General features: G+C 61.9%; 16 protein-coding genes and 1 pseudogene. 7 read left to right on the forward strand and 10 right to left on the reverse strand.

The annotated features are described in order from the left end of the window. Nucleotides 1-40 precede the first annotated feature (40 nt). Complete coding sequence (locus OSC50_RS08405; protein WP_266246083.1) at nt 41-379, reverse strand: polysaccharide lyase family protein; 339 nt, start codon at nt 377-379, stop codon at nt 41-43. A gap of 313 nt (nt 380-692) precedes the next feature. On the opposite strand from OSC50_RS08405, the gene OSC50_RS08410 reads away from it, so the two are divergent. Next, nucleotides 693-1,028 carry a DUF6124 family protein gene (locus OSC50_RS08410; RefSeq protein ID WP_266246081.1) on the forward strand — a complete coding sequence of 112 codons (336 nt, stop codon included), beginning with the start codon at nt 693-695 and terminating at the stop codon, nt 1,026-1,028. Nucleotides 1,029-1,250: 222 nt separating this feature from the next. On the opposite strand, the gene OSC50_RS08415 is transcribed toward OSC50_RS08410, so the two are convergent. From OSC50_RS08415 to ssp4, 3 genes are read right to left on the reverse strand one after another with little or no spacing between them, the layout of a single operon-like run. Further along, complete coding sequence (locus OSC50_RS08415; protein WP_181081285.1) at nt 1,251-2,393, reverse strand: hypothetical protein; 1,143 nt, start codon at nt 2,391-2,393, stop codon at nt 1,251-1,253. Between the two features lie 25 nt (nt 2,394-2,418). Further along, the gene (locus OSC50_RS08420; RefSeq protein ID WP_253508459.1) at nt 2,419-2,925 is read right to left on the reverse strand and encodes a hypothetical protein; all 507 of its coding nucleotides are present in this window, start codon (nt 2,923-2,925) and stop codon (nt 2,419-2,421) included. After that, nucleotides 2,922-3,836, reverse strand: a complete 915-nt coding sequence (gene ssp4 / locus OSC50_RS08425) for an Ssp4 family T6SS effector (protein WP_266246077.1) — start codon at nt 3,834-3,836, stop codon at nt 2,922-2,924. The genes OSC50_RS08420 and ssp4 overlap by 4 nt, the downstream gene beginning before the upstream one ends. A 187-nt stretch (nt 3,837-4,023) precedes the next feature. On the opposite strand from ssp4, the gene OSC50_RS08430 reads away from it, so the two are divergent. Then, nucleotides 4,024-4,512 (forward strand): Hcp family type VI secretion system effector, encoded by a 489-nt coding sequence (locus OSC50_RS08430; RefSeq protein WP_266246075.1) that lies wholly within the window; start codon nt 4,024-4,026, stop codon nt 4,510-4,512. An 80-nt stretch (nt 4,513-4,592) separates the two neighbouring features. On the opposite strand, the pseudogene OSC50_RS08435 reads toward OSC50_RS08430, so the two are convergent. Then, a pseudogene (locus OSC50_RS08435) lies at nt 4,593-5,294 on the reverse strand (DUF1835 domain-containing protein); the annotation flags it as partial. A 181-nt stretch (nt 5,295-5,475) separates the two neighbouring features. Continuing rightward, entirely contained in the window at nt 5,476-6,552 is a 1,077-nt protein-coding gene (locus OSC50_RS08440) for an aldo/keto reductase (RefSeq protein ID WP_181081289.1), read from the reverse strand. A 259-nt stretch (nt 6,553-6,811) separates the two neighbouring features. Between OSC50_RS08440 and OSC50_RS08445 the strand changes: the two genes are divergently transcribed. From OSC50_RS08445 to OSC50_RS08460, 4 genes are all read left to right on the forward strand, one after another. After that, nucleotides 6,812-7,444: a glutathione S-transferase family protein gene (locus OSC50_RS08445; protein ID WP_266246072.1), complete on the forward strand. Its 633-nt coding sequence runs from the start codon at nt 6,812-6,814 to the stop codon at nt 7,442-7,444. 9 nt (nt 7,445-7,453) lie between these two features. Beyond that, on the forward strand, nt 7,454-8,374 hold the full coding sequence (locus OSC50_RS08450; protein ID WP_253508448.1) for a LysR family transcriptional regulator: 921 nt from the start codon (nt 7,454-7,456) through the stop codon (nt 8,372-8,374). Then, entirely contained in the window at nt 8,374-9,240 is an 867-nt protein-coding gene (locus tag OSC50_RS08455) for a LysR family transcriptional regulator (RefSeq protein ID WP_253508446.1), read from the forward strand. Before OSC50_RS08450 ends, OSC50_RS08455 begins: the two co-directional genes overlap by 1 nt. Nucleotides 9,241-9,318: 78 nt before the next feature. Next, entirely contained in the window at nt 9,319-10,245 is a 927-nt protein-coding gene (locus OSC50_RS08460) for a pyridoxamine 5'-phosphate oxidase family protein (protein ID WP_266246069.1), read from the forward strand. Between the two features lie 28 nt (nt 10,246-10,273). On the opposite strand, the gene OSC50_RS08465 is transcribed toward OSC50_RS08460, so the two are convergent. The 4 genes from OSC50_RS08465 to pmrG form a co-directional block, all read right to left on the reverse strand. Then, nucleotides 10,274-11,104: a helix-turn-helix transcriptional regulator gene (locus OSC50_RS08465; protein WP_266246067.1), complete on the reverse strand. Its 831-nt coding sequence runs from the start codon at nt 11,102-11,104 to the stop codon at nt 10,274-10,276. Nucleotides 11,105-11,493: 389 nt separating this feature from the next. Further along, complete coding sequence (locus tag OSC50_RS08470) at nt 11,494-13,014, reverse strand: ArnT family glycosyltransferase (RefSeq protein ID WP_266246065.1); 1,521 nt, start codon at nt 13,012-13,014, stop codon at nt 11,494-11,496. Then, nucleotides 13,014-14,669, reverse strand: a complete 1,656-nt coding sequence (arnT, locus tag OSC50_RS08475) for a lipid IV(A) 4-amino-4-deoxy-L-arabinosyltransferase (RefSeq protein ID WP_266246063.1) — start codon at nt 14,667-14,669, stop codon at nt 13,014-13,016. The genes OSC50_RS08470 and arnT overlap by 1 nt, the downstream gene beginning before the upstream one ends. A gap of 165 nt (nt 14,670-14,834) precedes the next feature. Next, nucleotides 14,835-15,524, reverse strand: a complete 690-nt coding sequence (pmrG, locus tag OSC50_RS08480) for a lipopolysaccharide core heptose(II)-phosphate phosphatase PmrG (RefSeq protein WP_181081302.1) — start codon at nt 15,522-15,524, stop codon at nt 14,835-14,837. 261 nt (nt 15,525-15,785) lie between these two features. Between pmrG and OSC50_RS08485 the strand changes: the two genes are divergently transcribed. After that, the gene (locus OSC50_RS08485; protein WP_266246061.1) at nt 15,786-16,454 is read left to right on the forward strand and encodes an ABC transporter ATP-binding protein; all 669 of its coding nucleotides are present in this window, start codon (nt 15,786-15,788) and stop codon (nt 16,452-16,454) included.

The following is a 16,454-nucleotide window of genomic DNA, read 5'->3' on the forward strand; positions in this document are numbered from 1 at the left end:
GTCGTACACAAACGCAGGGCTTAAAAAACCATCGCCCGTCTTACCGGACGCGAAAATTGATCCTTGTCGGGGAGTTGACGTCTCGCCACTGCACGGCCGGAAAGTCGGTCAACGGGCTGCTCCCCACCGTATAGATCAGCGGTTTCCAGGGCGCCATGCGTGAGTCAGAAGGGTGTTCGGACGCCAGTCGACTGGCGTTAAGGAAACCCGCCGGCGTGCCATCCGCTACGCCGATCTGCCACTTCACGCGGCCCTGCGGCAACTGTGCACTCAGTGTTACTTGCGCGCGCGTGCCCGGCATGATGTCGACAGTCCCTCGCGCCACTTCCAGTTCGTTCTGATAGAGCGTGGTTTGGCAAACACGGGTTTGGGTCTCCACAAGACGCTATTGTTGATCTCGGACTTTTCCGACAAGGCTTTCAGGTTGTCGCTCGGAACTGCGCTGACTAACCTCCTGGCCGTCGCTGCCAATTCAGCGACCGGATTTGACCGTCCGCCTCGTAGTGCTCCTTTGCCAACACCGATTCAGGCGTTTTTTTCACGTCTGTTGTATCGTGTCGCGGCAGCTGTACGCGGGATACCTTAGGGTATGCCGGAGTTCCTACGAGCCGGTCGGTCAACCCGCGTATAGCTGCCACCCTATTTCGTTTGACCGCGAATCGTGACGGCTCCATTCTCGTAGGAGTTCCACCATGATTAAAGACAGTCCAAACCCCCCAGGCCCTCAAGACTTCGACTCCAGCACCCTGCACGACGTGGCCTACCGTGCGATCAACCATTACCTGAACCCTGAAAAACCAACACCCGAACCCAGCGACGGGCTCTTCACCCTGCGCGCTGACCTGGACACGGAAACCTTGCTGGTCAACGCCTCCCAGGACTTGGCTTCCATCAACGAAATCGCCGCCCACCTCGCCTTCGAAATTGACGGGGCTCAGCGCAATGTAGCGTTGGGCCTATGCCGAATGCTCGAAGGTGTGCAACTGCTGGTGGACAAGGCGTTGGATAAAACCCACCCCGCCGCCTGAAGAGCAATGATGCCGCTCGGTCCTCTGTGGCGAGCGGGCTTGTCGAATCGTCGCACCGCCCGCGTTGGGCTGCGCAGCAGCCCCAATAAGAGCACCGCAGTGTGCCAGGCAGCTCCGGGCTATGTTTTGGGGCTGCTGCGCAGCCCAACGCGGGGCAAGCCCGCTCGCCACAGGTGGTTTATGTTGGCTCATGAAGGAACAGATCACTGGACTCTGCGCGTTCTACTTGTTGGCCTCGCCGTGCATCGGCCACATCTGTTCCCGCTGTGTCTGCCCGACCCACACCATGCCATGCATGAAGGTATCGCGCTCCTCGGGCGTGGTCAGCGGGAAGCTGGCGTATTGGGTGTGCGCCATGACCCGCAACTCCTCGAACCAGGCCTGTTTTTGCTGCTCGTCGCTGAAGGCCTGCCCCTCCAGAACATGGGTGGGCATCATCGTGGTCAGGTCCAGCGGCAGCGCGTCACGGGTGCTGAGGCGTGCGTTGATGTTTGACGTGCAAATCTCCACCGTAAGACCGGTGATACCCCTGGCCAGTAGCTTTTTCAGCGGTTTGATCTTGTGATGTGCAGCGAAGTTCGTGGACTTGAGCAAGGTGTTGTAGTGCGGTTTGAAATGGTTGATCAGCGCCGCTTCCGCCAAGGTGATCACCTCATCGCGGTTCAGTCGCACTGAGCGCAGCCGCTCGAAGTGCGCGTGCTCCTCCTGCTCGCTGGCAAGCGGGTCGAGGTTGAGGTCGCCGCCATTGCTGATCATTGTCCGGCCGTATTCGAAGCGATACAGCAGCAGCGAAATCTCCAGCTCCGGGTGGTTGGTCGAGGCCTCGGCCAGGATGCGTTGCAAGGTGGTGTGGTTGAGCAAACGGTCGACAGCGCTACGCGAATTGACTCGGCCGATACCCTGGCCGACGTACAGCACGTCCATATCCCGGTGGTCGGCTTCAAGCGCACTGCTGGCGCTCGCGACCACGATATGCGCGGCGGTGGTGACCTGTCGTGAGGCAGTGATGATCTGCAAATGCGTGCCGTTTGGCGCAACGGTTACTTGTTCGATGGCATCGTGATCGTCCGGTGTGATCGGCGGGATGTCATAGCGAAAAGGCACGGACTGCACCCCCAGCTCGTCCATCACCAGGAAACTGCCGTGGAGTGTGCGGTCGAGCAATTGAACGTCGTAGGGGTTGATCAGCACCCGGCGCCGCGCGGTGATGAGGTAGATATTACTGCCTGCAATCAGCTCGCGGTAACGGGCATCATCCTTGGCCCGATACAGGTCGGCGGGGGTGAGTACCGAGGGCGGGCTGGAGTAGAGATGGGTGGCGCCTTCGGCGCTGAATTGGCGTAGGAGGGTGTTGATGTTCTGCATGGCTTGTCCTTGTTTGTGAGTGGGATTACCACCATTTCCAGCGGCCTTGTTTTTTCAGGGTCGCGATGATGTCTTCGCGCTTGTGGCGGATGTCTACCATCTTGTGGCGCAGTTCGCGGCAGCGATTGCTGTTGAGGATCAACAGGCCGGTCAAGGGGCAGAGCAGGCAGATGGCGTAAAGGTAAGTGTTGGGGCGGTAGGCGATGGTGGGAAGTGCTACCAACAGGCAGATGAGGTATATCGCGACGTTTATCCAGACCCAATGGATGCGGCCGTAGAGCACTTCGTATTTGGCGAGGGCGAATACTGCGCCAAGTCCTGTAGCGCCGAAAAAAGATGTTTTGGTGGCAAAACCTGTGGGGCACGTCGAGAGATAAGTGAGCATTGCCAGGATTGCCGTCAATCCTATTGAGGCGCATGCGACAAGCAGGTCTGCTCCGATTACCGGCATGTACCGCTTGATTAATGTCCAAGGGTTTTCAATAAAGACGGCCGAGTAATATTCGTTTTTTATTCCGTTCTGCTTGCTCACTGGCTGAGTTCCTCGTAGATGCCTATTGCGAGCGTCCTGACATTTCCGTTGGTTGCACTACTGGTGAAGCTAAGCGTCGCAGCCAGTACGTCCATAATGTGGGTAGCGGTTGCATGCTGCATCTTTGCGGCGCTGATACGCTTGGGGAGTCTGCCCTTGGCTTTTTCCAACTTGAGCAATTTGGGCGTTAACCTCGGGTCTCGAATGCTCAGCAACTCATCATTGAGTTTAGCCCGCTCCTGGCGAGTCAATCCTTTGAGTGCTTGGCGGACGGATTTTCCGGATACGCTTGTGGTTGTAGTAATGGCTTTCACTGTGACTAACATCGAAGTTGAAACGCCCAGCAATGCCACTCCGTCCAGCACTACCGTTGCGTCTTGATACCAGGATTCGCTATCTAAATAATCATTGAATTCCGGGAAAGCGGCTTCTGACCCCGTTCGGAGGACACCAGCGATACACTGCGCCGTACCCGCCACCGCTGCGGCCTGACCCATGAAGGAAATCACCGCGCTCGTCCCAGCTGTAAAAGGCATCAGTGCAAAACCACTTGAAATCACCACCCAGCTCAGTATCGCCCCCGCACACGTCACCGCCGTATTCAACGCTTCACTCACCAACCGCGATTCCCGCGGCTCATGCTCCAACATCCGCTTGAACTCCACCGGCCCTACATAGCGAGGCGCCTCACGCAACACCACCTTAATGGGCTGCACACTGCAAATCGCCTGGAACTCACGCAGCGTGACCACGTTGAAGCCCTCATCGATATACACCACGCCCGCACCAATCAGCGCCGGATCGCTGTCGATGGCGAAGAACAGTCGACGCAGGTCGATGCTGTTTTCAATGCGTTGGCGGGTAGTGTGGTGGGCCGAGGGAAATCCATCCTTGAGCAGGGCGGTTGTCATTCCTTAACTCCTGGGTTTTTGGGGAGTCGAGAGAGTAAAGACGCAGCAGCGCAAATTAATGTCGGATGTTTCGTCTTTTCAAGACGGGCACTTCCCGATCCAGCTTTGCCATCTTGTGAGCGCCGTCTCGATTCGGGAACGGTGCGCCCCACGTCACTCCCGACGAACAACAGGACAAGGAACCAACATGGCAGTCGATATGTTTTTGAAACTGGGCGATATCAAGGGTGAATCACGGGACCAGGCCCATCGCGACGAGATTGATATCACCGAATGGGCGTGGGGGCTGTCGCAGACCGGGTCAATGCATTCAGGCACCGGCGGGGGCTCGGGCAAGGTCAACATTGCCAACCTGAACCTGAAAAAGCCGCTGGATAAATCCAGCCCTAACCTGATGATGGCCTGCGCCAGCGGCAAGCATTATCCCGAAGCACGATTGGTGGTGCGCAAAGCGGGCGGTTCCAGCCCAGTGGAGTATCTGGTGATCACCCTGAAGGAAGTGATGGTGGTGTCCTACGGCACCGGTGCCAATAATCAGGACGATGTGCTCTTCGACAGCATCGCCTTGAATTTCGCCACCGTTGACGTCAGCTACCAAGCTCAGAAAGCCGATGGTGCCAAGGAGGGTGGGCCCGTGAGGTTCGGCTGGAATATCCGGCAGAACGTGAAGGCCTGAAGTCGCTCTCATAGCGGCGAAGCACGGGCGGGTTGATGAAAATCAATCCCCACGTGGTTGGGTACGCCGCGTCCTCGCACCGCCAGTTGCACCGCGTCGTCGTTGATCCGGCGCCGCTGTGGCCAGAGCCAGGCGAGCACATCCGGGGCCAATTGGCCAATGCCGATAAAGCGTTCGACGCCGGGAATGCGATCGACCTGGATCAATTCCAAGTGGCGCGGTGCTCGGTCCAGGCCTGCCAGGGCGCGAATCAGGAACAGTTGATCGTAGGCGTCCGCTTCGCACCACAGTACGCTCGGTGCATCGTCGGCCAGGGCGTGCAGGTGCTGGTATTCGTTGTCGACCCGCTGCGCCACGGTGGTCAGATCCATGGCAAAGGTCTGGCTGATGAAGGCGCTGCGCAGGGCACGAAATTCCTCGGCGGGCAGGTCGCGTACCGGGCCCATGCACAGCGGATCGGTGAGCATACGGAACTGGCCCTGGAACCCGGCCAGTTGCAAGGTATGGGCGATGTCACTGCCGCAGCGCCAATGGGTGGTGCGGGCTTCGTCGCTGGCTTGGAAGTTGGGATGGCGTGCGGCGAAGTCGAGGGCGTCGACATGGGCCTTGAGTTTGGGCCAACTGCTGAAACCCAATTGTTTGGCGATTTGCCATTGGGCCTGGGACAAGGTTGCGTGAGCGTCGTGGGCTTTCAGGCGCGTCAGCAGTTCCTTGGCGCGCTTGCGCTGCTGCTCAAGGTTGAGGCGGCCATCGGTGGTGGAGGTAACGGGACGTTGCGACATACGAGCTCCTTGCGCTTACCTTTTCCGCTGTCAGGTGGGGAGTCGTAGAAATCGAGTGGGTGATGCGATGTCCTGGGCGCAGCCCTTTCCGCGGAAGGTGGCGTGGATCGCGCCAGGGCGCAAATATAGGCAGTGTGCCTGGCGATTGCAAGGCGGCCCTGGCGCGCAGGGCCGCTCTGGCTTACTGGTCCTGACGCGCGTCCAGGGTCTTCTGGTGCTCGGCCAGGAACGGTTGCTCTGCCGGGTCGAAGCGGTCGATCCCGGCGGTGAAACGGTGCCAGTACGGGTACAACGGCTGGCGCCGCGTGGCGGCTTCGATGCGGGAGGATTGTTCCTCGCTGAGTTTCAACTCGGTGGCCGCCAGGTTGTCGCGCAGGTGTTCCTCGGTGCGCGCGCCGACGATCAACGAGGTGATGCCCGGACGATCCTTGAGCCACGCCAGGCACGTACGCGCCACTGAAACGCCGTGCTCATCGCCCACGGCGGCGAGGGTTTCGATGATGTCCAGGGCGCGTTCCTGATCGTGCACATAGGGTTCCGGCCAATCGCTGCCCTGGCGGGTGTTGGCCGGCGGCTTGTGCCCACGGCGGGTCGAACCGGTCAGCAGGCCTTCGCCCATCGGTCCCCATACCAGGGTGCCTACGTGCTGATCGAGGGCCAGCGGCAGCAACTCATATTCGGCCTCGCGGGATTCCGGTGTGTAGTAGATCTGTTGCGTGATGGGTTTGAGCATGCCGTGCAACTCGGCTTTGCCCAGGGTTTTCATCATCTGCCAGGCCGTGAAGTTGCTGGTGCCGAAGTAGCGGATCTTGCCCGAGCCGACCAACAGCCGCAGGGCTTCGAGGGTCTCCTCGATGGGCGTCATGCCGTCCCAGTTGTGCAATTGATACAGGTCGATATGGTCGGTGCCGAGACGCTTCAGGCTGGCCTCGCACGCGCGAATCAGGTGATAGCGCGAGGAACCGGAGTTGTTCGGGTTGTTGTCCACCGGGCTGCGTCCCTTGGTGGCCAACAGGATGTCGTGACGCTTGTCGCCCAGGGCTTTGCCCACGACTTCTTCGGCCAGGCCGTGGGAGTAGAGGTCGGCGGTGTCGACCATGTTCACCCCGGCGTCGAACGCGATGTCGAACATACGCCTGGCCTGGGGCACGTCGACGGCGCCACATTTTTCAAACTCGGCGCGCCCGCCGAACGGCACGGTGCCCAGGATGATTTCGGACACCAGCAGACCCGAATGGCCCAGTTGTCGATATTGCATGTCGCCTCCTGCAAAAACGTTGAACGTGAAGTTCTGAGCCATGGGGGCCGCGATAGTTTGAATTTTTTACCTGAAATCGCGGTGCCGCCCCTGTGGCGGTGGGGCAGCCAACGCCCTTCAACTGATTGACACCCTCACCGACATAGGTGTGTGATTGTTTCGCAGGGTGAAATGCTCGATTGTGAATCGTGGTGATTCCTCCGGCGGCGGCAGCGCTGGAAGATGGTCAGCGTTGCCCACCCCACTTTTGGAGCCTGTCATGTCTCAGCCTGCGATCAAACTCTATGGTTTCCCGTTGTCCGGTCATTCCCATCGCGTGGAGTTGATGCTGTCGTTGTTGGGGCTGCCCAGTGAATTCATTCTGGTGGACCTCAAGCAAGGCGCTCATAAAACCGAGGAGTTCCTTGCCAATATCAACAGTTTCGGCCAGGTGCCGGCGATCGATGATGGCGGCACCGTGCTTGCCGACTCCAATGCAATTCTGGTGTACCTGGCACGCCAATACGGCAACGGCCAATGGCTGCCGAGCGACCCGGTCGGCCAGGCGCGGGTTCAGCGCTGGCTGTCGGCGGCCGCCGGACCGCTGCACGCCGGACCTGCCACCGCGCGCTTGGCGGTGGTGTTTGGCGCCGATGTGGATGCGCCGTTGGCCATCAGCCGTGCCCACGCCTTGCTGCACCTGCTGGAGCAGCAACTAAGCCAGACGCCGTTTTTGGTCGGTGAGCAACCGAGCATCGCCGACGTCGCTTTTTACAGCTACGTGGCCCACGCGCCGGAAGGCAATGTGTCGCTGGCCGACTACCCTCAGGTACGCACCTGGCTCGGGCGCATTGAAGCCTTGCCGGGTTTTGTGGGCATGCCCCGCACGGCCGCCGGGCTGCAATCCAGTTAAGGAGCACCGATGGACCGATTTCACGAGATGCAGGTGTTTCTGGCGGTCGCCGAGGAGCAGGGCTTTGCCGCTGCGGCGCGGCGTTTGAACACGTCGCCGCCGAGCGTGACCCGCGCCATCGCCGCCATGGAGCAACGCCTCGGCACGCAGTTGCTGGTGCGTACCACCCGCAGCCTGCACCTGACTGAAGCCGGCCAGCGTTATCTGGAAGATTGCCGGCGCATCCTCGCCGAGCTGGACGAGGCCGAGGAAGCGGCGGCGGGCAGTTATGCCAACCCCTGGGGCCACCTCACGCTGACCGCCCCGGTGCTGTTCGGCGAGCTGTATGTGGCACCGCTGCTGGGTGAATATCTCGACCGCTTCCCCCAGGTGACGATCAACGCGCTGCTGGTCGACCGTGTGGTGAACATGGCCGATGAAGGCGTCGATGTGGCCGTGCGTATCGGCCACCTGCATGAGCCGGGGCAACAGGCGATCAAGGTTGGCGAGGTGCGCCGCGTGGTATGCGCCGCGCCGGGGTATCTGGATCAGCATGGCCGGCCCGACCATCCCGCGCAGTTGCGCGAGGCGACGATCGCCACCTCATCCGCCAGCCAGGTGGTCAGTGAATGGCAATTCGTCGACAACGGCCGGCCGCTGGCGGTGTCGATCACGCCGCGGCTGGTGGTTTCGGCGAATAACGCGGCGATCAACCTGGCGCGCCTGGGCTGGGGGATGACGCGAGTGTTGTCCTACCAGGTCGCGGCGGCGGTGGCGGCCGGCGAACTGGAGATTGTCCTCGAGGCCTTCGAGCCGCCGCCACTGCCGATCCAAGTGGTGTTCCACAACCGTAGGCGCGTGCCCGCCAGGATCAACAGTTTTGTCGACTTTCTCAGCCAGCGCCTGAGCCAGGATGCTGCGTTGAACCCGCCCCACGGGCGTCGTCATTGATGGAGCGCTATCGCGATATGCAACTGTTCGTCGCGCTGGCCGGGCAACCGAGCCTGGCATCGGCGGCGCGCGCCCTTGGGGTCTCCGGCCCGACGCTGGTGCGCGCGATGGCCCGCCTGGAGGCGCGCCTGGGTGTCGCCCTGTTGCTACGCAGTACGCAGGGCGTCCGCCTGACCAACGCCGGTGACGCCTACCTGGCCGACTGTGTGCGGCTGCTGGCCGCCGTCGACGCCGCCGAAGCATCGGCCAAGGGCTTGCAGATACAAGTCCAGGGCACCCTGCGGGTGTGCATGCCGCTGTTGTTCAGTCGTTATGCGATGGCGCCGGTGTTGGCCGGCTATTTGGTGCGCTACCCCGATGTGCGTCTGCTGGCGCGGTATCAGGACGCCCACCCTAACCTGCATGAAGAGGGCGTGGATGTGGCGATCCTGGTGGGCGAGTTGCCCAACTCGTCGCTGATCGCGCGGCCGCTCGGGCAGGTGCGGCCTATCCTCTGCGCCAGCCCCGATTACCTGGCGGTCCATGGCGAACCCCGGCACCCGGATGAACTCAAGCAGCATCGCCTGATCGCCAGTGCGGACCCACAGGACCCCTTCAGGGCGCGCGCACGCCTGACGTGCTCCACGGTGCAAGGCGCGATCAACGCCGCCGTGCAGGGCGCGGGGCTGCTGCAGTGCCTCAGTTACCCGGTGCATGAGCATGTGCTCAGCGGGGCCCTGCGCCAGGTGCTGCGGGACTTCGAAGGACCACCGCTGCCGGTGCAGGTGGTGTACCGCGAGGGCCGGCATGCGCCGATGCGCGTGCGCAGTTTTGTCGAGCACTGTGTGAGCGCGTTGCGCGGGCATCCGGCATTTCAGTTGGCGTAACAGTGGATTGCCGCAGGTGGTGATTCCCTCGTTGCGTGTCCGGGCGCAGCATTCACCTATTCCTGCTGGAGGTGACCCATGAACACTCTCGAACAATCCCCTTGGCACGCCGGCGAACGGCAGATGCAGCAGAGCGCCGGCGTCGCCGAGCGCATGGCGGTGATCGGGCCCAAGGTCATTCGCGACCACTTGCCCGAGCAGCATCGGGATTTCTACCCGCTGCTGCCATACCTCGTGCTCGGCGTGGTCGATGGGCAAGGCACGCCTTGGGCAACGCTCGTGGAGGGTGCGCCAGGCTTCGTACACTCGCCCGACCCGCAGCGCCTGCAGATCGACAGCCTGCCGGCGGCCACCGACCCTGCCCGCGCGGGGTTGCACCAGGGTGCCTCGGTCGGCGTGCTCGGCATCGACCTCAATACCCGTCGCCGCAACCGCATGAACGGGCGCCTCGACGCCCTTGACCCTGACGGATTTTCGGTCGATGTGGTGCACACCTTCGGCAATTGCCCCAAGTACATCCAACTGCGCCCTGTCGAAGGCGTCGCGCGCAAACCCGGCAACGCGGTTGAGCGCAGCGATCACCTGGACGCCGCCGCGCAGCACCTGATTCGCAGCGCCGACACCTTCTTCGTCGCCACCTACGTGGACACCGACGGCGAGCGCGCGGTGGACGTTTCCCACCGGGGCGGCAACACCGGTTTCGTGCGCGTCGAGGGCAACGTGCTGACCATTCCCGATTACGCCGGCAACCTGTTCTTCAACACCCTGGGCAACCTGGCGGCCAACCCGCTGGCAGGACTGTTGTTTATCGATTTCGACACCGGGGATGTGCTGCAGCTTGCCGGACGCACCGCGCTGATCCTCGACGGCCCGCAGGTGGCGCTGTTTGAGGGAGCCCAGCGCGTGTGGACGGTGACGGTGGAACACGTCGCACGTCGCCCTGCCGCGCTGGCATTACGCTGGCGGTTTGCGGAATTTTCGCCGTTCAGTCTGGCGATGGGATGACCGCTCTTGCGGCAAGCCGCGCCACGCCTTACCCCGTACCGTATCCAGACTCACCGGTGCCGATCATCCACTTGGCCAGACCATGCCGGCCACTCACGCCCAGTTTGGCGGCGGCGCGTTTGAGGTAGGTTTCGATCGAGCTGTTTTTCACGCTGAGTTTTTCCGCCAGCTGCGGCACGGTGCCGCCCGTTAACAAACCCAGGCATACCTCTTGCTCGCGCGCCGACAGGCTGATGTCGTCCAGGGACAGGCGCTGGTAGAACGCCTGCTGCAGGTGCGAGGGCTGCGACAGCGCGAGGCCCGGTTCGGGCGGGGGGCACGGTGCCTGGCGCAGCAGGTGGGCGTGGTGTTCGAGCAACGGCAGCAAGGTCTCGGACAGGCGCTTGAGAAACGACAACTGGCTCAAGGAAAACCCACGTTCGGTGCACGGGCGGGAGAACGATATCACCCAGCGCCTGTCGCCCTGGCGTGACACCAGGTGGCACTGGTGCAGGTTGTCCCAGGGTTGCGGGCTGTTGAGCCTGGCGTTCATTTGAATCAGCAGCGGGTCCTGCATGTCGAGCATGGCTCGCCACAGCGGGTGGTCTGGGCCCGAAGGCAAGCGTAAGGGGCGTGCGGGATGCTGGCCGGCGCTGCCCAGCCGCTTGATATCGATGACGCGTTCGTGCGGTTCATCCAGGGTGCATTCACTGAGATCGACGCAGTGGATCGGCACCCATTTGTTCACCAGATGCAGCAGGTGCTCGGCGAACCGGGCGTGCCCGCTATGGGCAATGACCTCGCCCAGTTCTGCGTAAAACGGCGCGTTCTCAGGTTGGCTGGTCGGGGGCGCGGCCCGCTGTGTGTCGAGATCGGGCACCGTTAATGGCCACCCTGAGGCCTTGCCGCCGCTCTGCGCTGTAGAGAGCGAGGTAGACGTTGGAGATTTGGTTGACCCATAAAAACCTGATCCTACGTATCCAGCTGAAAGGAGGTACACAACGTGCCATAAAAACCACGTCATTAATTGGACGTTTCTGACGGTCCTTTCCGGACAGGAATCAGCGGACGAGTCTGGATGTATTGATTAACTGTTTGAAAATAATAGATAAATGTTCAGATCACTGCGCACGTTGTGCACGTGGTGCGATTTATCGAGTAGGCAATTTCCTACAGGAATTTAATCGTTTCAGCCGTCAGGCTTCATGGATACCCGATCCATCCGTTTGGATGTTGCGGCCGGGAGGGGGAGGGCGCGAGCTGCTCAACTCAGGGCAAACGAGGAATGAACGCCCGGCTGCCGTCCTGGCGTACATGAAACAGCCGTTCGCCATTGTCCGGTTGTGTGGTGACCACCTGATGGTCCACGGCGAGGTAAGCCAAGGGCGTCGGGTCGTCCTTGGAGAAGGCGGTGACAATAATCGTGCGCTGCGGGTCGAAGTGCCGGCCGCTGGTGGTATCCAGCCAGGCCATGAACGCGGCGCTGTCACCCAGGCGCGGGAAGTCCTGGGCTTGGCTCACGTAGTAAAACGGTCTGCCAGGGTTTTGCAGGTACAGGGGCGCCTTGTTGTCGGCTTCCACCAGGACCATCTGCCATTGATCCCACGGCGCGGTTCTCACCGCCTCGGTCCGTACATCCTCGGCAAAGCGCGTAACGCCGCCACGGCCGTTGCTCCAGGGATAGGCCACACCGAGCACACCGAGCATGACCACGGCGGCGATGGCGAAACCCTTCTGCCAGCGAGGACCGCTGGCGGGCCGGGTCGCCAGCCGTTCGCTCAGCCACCAGGCGGCCAGCAACTGGGCGAACGGCACCAGCGGCAGTACGTAGTAACTGCGTCGGCTGCCGCTGGCGGTAAAGAACACAAACAGCAGGCCCAAGGCCCACACCAACCAGCGCACGTTGGGCGGGGTCCGGCGCCAGTGCCGCAGCGCCAGCCACAGGCCGAGCAGCCAGCACGGTGCCCAGGGCAGGGTGTAGGCAGGGAGGTAGATCAGGTAGGTGTAGATCGGCTCCATATGGTCGAACGGGGCGAAAAAGCGCACCACGTTTTCCCGGAACACCAGCGCCAGGCCGCTCTCGCCGTAAGTCGGTGCGCCGTAGAGGCGGGATAGCACGAACGGCACGGCGTACACCACGGCGCCGAGCAGCAGAGCCAGGAACAGGCGCGGGCTGAGGTGGCGCTTGTAACGCTGTTCGCGGAGCAGATGCGGCAGCAAAACCAGGCCCGGCAGCACCACGCCGATCAGGCCTTTGAACAGCGAAGTTGCCGCCAGCAGCAGGCAGAACACCGTGTAACGCCCAAACCGCGTGTCCTCCGGCCCGCGCCAGTACCACCACACTGCGGCCAATACGCCGCACAGGGTCAGCACATCGGCGGTGGCTACGCGGGCCCAGAACAGAAAGTAAAACGTGGTGGCAAGCATCCACCCGGCGATCAGGCCGGTGCCTTTACGGAACAGGCGCTCGCCGAGCAGGTAGATCAGCCACACGCTCAGCCATGCGGCGATGACCGATGGCAGGCGCAGCGACCACGGGCCCAGGCCGCCCGTCAGATGCGCCATGCCGGTGATCAGCCAATACGAAGGCAGGGGTTTGTCGTAGTAGGGCGCACCCTTGAGGTAGGGGTCGAAGTAATCGCCGCTCTGCAGCATCTGCAGCGCAATGTTGGCCCAGCGGGTTTCCGGGCCCCAGAGGTCACGCGCGCCGAGCCCGCATAGCAGCAACAGGGCCGAAACGCAGAGCAATAGGCACAGGGCGCCGCGGTCGGTCCTGAAAAAGCGCGGCATCAGGGCACCTGCGGATACAGGGTCAGTTCCAGATAGCCCTTGTTATAGCGCTTACCCCCAGGCGGCAGCTGGCCCGCCTCGGCCATTTCGCTGGTGCTGCCGACCCGCAGCAGTACGCCGACCGGGCCGTGGCGGCGAGCCTGCGTGAGCCAGTCCTGAACCTGCGCCAGGTTCACTTTTCGTTGCGTTGCATCGGGGTATTGCAGGCCATAGCGCAGTTCACCCTCGGTGTTGTACAGCGTCACTTGCGTGCGTTGCAGGCGCCAGGCCAGGGCGCTGGCGCTCTCCAGTTGGTTGCTCAGCAGGGCGTTGGTTTGCTGCAGTTCGTCCAGGTGTTCCAGCACGAACTGATCGGGCATTTCGTTATCGGTGATCAGCGCCGGCATACCGGCCGGCAGCAGCACCACCAGCAGGCCGATGCCCAGTGTCGGCATGGCCCACAGGGCGAGCGGGCGGAAGGCCTGCAGCAGGTTGGTCAGAATCCACCCCAGCAGCACGATGAAGGTCAGCGACAGGCTGAACATCTCGGCATGACTGTTGCCATAAAGCGGTCGCGCAATTTGCAGGTAGATCAGACCGATCATTGCGGCCATGCCGATGACGAAGTTGAGCAGGCCGTTGAGGCCGATCGCGCGACCTTTGCCTTGGTTCACCAGATCGACCAGCGTGTGGCCCATGAGCAAAGCCAGGGGCAACAGGCAGGGCATGATATAGGTCGGCAGCTTGCCGTTGCTCAGGCTGAATAAGCCCAGCGGCAACAGCAGCCATAGAGCCAGGAAGCGCACCGGTGCCTGGGTTCTTGCCTGCCAGGCCTTACGCAGGGTATTGGGCAGCAGCCCGGCCCAAGGCAGGCACGCTACCACCATGATGGGCAGGAAGAACCACCACGGGCGTACGTGCTGCGCGTCGTCGGCGCTGAACCGGCGGATATGCTCGTTCCAGAAAAAGAAGCGCCAGAAGTCCGGTTCCTGCCGATGAATCGCCCACACCCACGGCAAGCACACCAGCACGGCCACCAGCACCGCCAGCGGCCCATAGCGCAGCAATTCCCCCAGGCGCCGTTGCCAGAGCATGTAGGGGACGGCGATCAGTACCGGCAACGCCCAGGCCAGAAACCCTTTAGTCATGAAACCCATGGCGCAGGCGAACCCCACAGTGGCCCAGGCGCTCATCCGGCGAGACAGGGTTTGACTGTCCAGCGCAAACCACAGCGCGACCAGGCTGAGGTTGACCCACAGGGTGAAGAGCGGATCAAGATTGGCATACCCGGCCTGGCCGGCCACCAGGCCAAAGCTCAGGTAGAGCAGGGCGCAGGCGAAGCTTTTGCGAGGGTCGTTCCACAAGCGGCGGGCGATCAGGTAGCCCAGCAGCACACTCAAGCCGCTGGCGAGCGCCGATGCAATGCGCACACCGAACAGGTTCTGGCCGAACAACGCCTGGCCCAGGGCGATCAGCCAATAGCCGCCGGCAGGTTTTTCGAAATAGCGGATGCCCATGAAATGCGGTGCGATCCAGTTGCCGCTGAGCAGCATTTCCTGGCTGACTTGGGCGTAACGTGTTTCATCCGGCGTCCATAGACCGTGCAGGCCCAGGGGTAATAAATAAAAAGCGGCGAACGCGGCTAATAGCACATGCAGGGGGTTTATGCGGGTCATGACAATGTCGGTTTTAAGTAATGAAGTAACAGCGGCGGAATTCACGGGGCTCACTAAGCAGCGGGAAATAGTCATGACGTCCTTAAATTAAAGGCGTAATTGAACATGCCAGAACTGGGCTGTCTTTTTGCTGAACATAAACTGCAGTAATGAGTTGCCTGCCACTTAAAGTTGCTTGAGTGCCATCGGCCAGTCGGGGTTATTCACGATGCCCAGAGGCTTGAATTGACCATTGGGCAAAACTTGCACGAACAGCGCGCTGCCATATTCAGGGAACTTGGCATGGGGGTAGCCCAGGCGGGCTTCGAAGTCGGCGATGCAGCCGCTGTGAGTGACGAATACCAGGTTGCGTCCGGACTGTTTGTGGCTGAGCAATTCCTCACCCATCGCCGTGCCGCAGACGGCTTGCTGGCTGGCGGTGACCTCGGTCTGGCCGAACATGAAACGGGACGTCTGGGCCGTGCGAATGGCCGGGCTGGCGAGCACGTCGCTGCCTTCCATGCCCAATGATTTAAAGGCTTTGCCGAGCTGTTCGGCGCGTTGGCTGCCTGCGATCGTCAGGCCTTCGACAGGGCCCAGGCATGGGTTGCTCGAGCGGTCGCAGCGCTCTTCGTGGCGTACCAGCACAATCAGGTCGCCGTCGCGCCAGAGCGGCAATACCGATGAACTCAGCAAGCGATTACCGACGCCCAGGTCCCGTGGCGACAATGGCCAGAACATGAAGGCGGCCACAAGTAAGGCAACGACGACGATGCCCAGCCAGAGGGCTGACAAACGCTTGATGAAGTGTCTGCGCGTGCGCGGTTCGGTCAGGATAAGGTCAACCACTTCATTCACCTTGGGCGCTGTCGGCAGCGTTTTATTTGATCAGGTGCTACGGGTCGGCGAATGCCTGCCGGGGAGCCAGAAGCTGTCACAGGGCGGCTGTCTTTTCGCTGAACATGCGGCGGTTAAAAGTTGCCAGACGTGGCAACTAATAAGTGGCCGACGGGTGACGCTTGGCCGGCACTTTAAAGAGCCGTGAGTGGGCGAGCGGTGAAATCCATGTGAAAAATTTGCGTGGTCTCGACCTGCAGCCGTTATTCTCGATTGCCCAGCCATTACACGAGCGTTTCCATGTTGCAGGTGCAAGGCGTGTTTAAAAGCTATGCCACTCCCCAAGGCCCGTTGCCGGTGCTGGCGGGCGTCGATCTGCAGTTGGCCGCGCGCGGCAGCCTGGCGTTGATGGGCGAATCGGGCAGCGGCAAGAGCACGCTGCTGCACCTGGTGGCCGGGTTGGATCGGATCGATGCCGGGCGTATCCAGGTCGGCGAACAGCGCCTGGACCGGATGAGCGAGGCACAACTGGCGCATTGGCGGCGCACCGACATCGGTCTGGTGTTCCAGCAATTCAACTTGATCGGCAGTTTGCGCGTTGCCGACAACCTGGCGTTCCAGGCACGGCTGGCGGGGCGTTTCGATGCGCGGTGGCAGGCGCAATTGGTCGAGCGACTGGGCCTGGGCGACCTGCTGACGCGCTACCCGGAGCAACTTTCCGGCGGCCAGCAGCAGCGCGTGGCGGTGGGCCGCGCGCTGGCCTCGCGTCCGGGCCTGTTGCTGGCCGATGAACCCACCGGCAACCTCGACGAAGCCACCAGCGACGAGGTGCTGCAATTGCTGCTCGACCTGCTGCGCGACAGCCCCACCAGCCTGTTGATGGTCACCCACAGCCCACGGCTCGCCGCGCGGCTGGATCGCCAGGTGCTGTTGCATCGCGGGCAGGTCGTGCCGGCGGGTGCCGCCTGA

This window comes from Pseudomonas quebecensis, from assembly GCF_026410085.1.
GTDB lineage: Bacteria > Pseudomonadota > Gammaproteobacteria > Pseudomonadales > Pseudomonadaceae > Aquipseudomonas > Aquipseudomonas quebecensis.

What these genes read in the sequence shown, in the direction of transcription:
- OSC50_RS08410 (WP_266246081.1), top strand. Translation starts at nt 693, where the DNA reads ATGATTAAAGACAGTCCAAACCCCCCAGGCCCTCAAGACTTCGACTCC.
- OSC50_RS08415 (WP_181081285.1), bottom strand. Translation starts at nt 2,393, where the DNA reads ATGCAGAACATCAACACCCTCCTACGCCAATTCAGCGCCGAAGGCGCC.
- ssp4 (WP_266246077.1), bottom strand. Translation starts at nt 3,836, where the DNA reads ATGACAACCGCCCTGCTCAAGGATGGATTTCCCTCGGCCCACCACACT.
- OSC50_RS08430 (WP_266246075.1), top strand. Translation starts at nt 4,024, where the DNA reads ATGGCAGTCGATATGTTTTTGAAACTGGGCGATATCAAGGGTGAATCA.
- OSC50_RS08440 (WP_181081289.1), bottom strand. Translation starts at nt 6,552, where the DNA reads ATGCAATATCGACAACTGGGCCATTCGGGTCTGCTGGTGTCCGAAATC.
- OSC50_RS08445 (WP_266246072.1), top strand. Translation starts at nt 6,812, where the DNA reads ATGTCTCAGCCTGCGATCAAACTCTATGGTTTCCCGTTGTCCGGTCAT.
- OSC50_RS08450 (WP_253508448.1), top strand. Translation starts at nt 7,454, where the DNA reads ATGGACCGATTTCACGAGATGCAGGTGTTTCTGGCGGTCGCCGAGGAG.
- OSC50_RS08455 (WP_253508446.1), top strand. Translation starts at nt 8,374, where the DNA reads ATGGAGCGCTATCGCGATATGCAACTGTTCGTCGCGCTGGCCGGGCAA.
- OSC50_RS08460 (WP_266246069.1), top strand. Translation starts at nt 9,319, where the DNA reads ATGAACACTCTCGAACAATCCCCTTGGCACGCCGGCGAACGGCAGATG.
- OSC50_RS08470 (WP_266246065.1), bottom strand. Translation starts at nt 13,014, where the DNA reads ATGCCGCGCTTTTTCAGGACCGACCGCGGCGCCCTGTGCCTATTGCTC.
- arnT (WP_266246063.1), bottom strand. Translation starts at nt 14,669, where the DNA reads ATGACCCGCATAAACCCCCTGCATGTGCTATTAGCCGCGTTCGCCGCT.
- OSC50_RS08485 (WP_266246061.1), top strand. Translation starts at nt 15,786, where the DNA reads ATGTTGCAGGTGCAAGGCGTGTTTAAAAGCTATGCCACTCCCCAAGGC.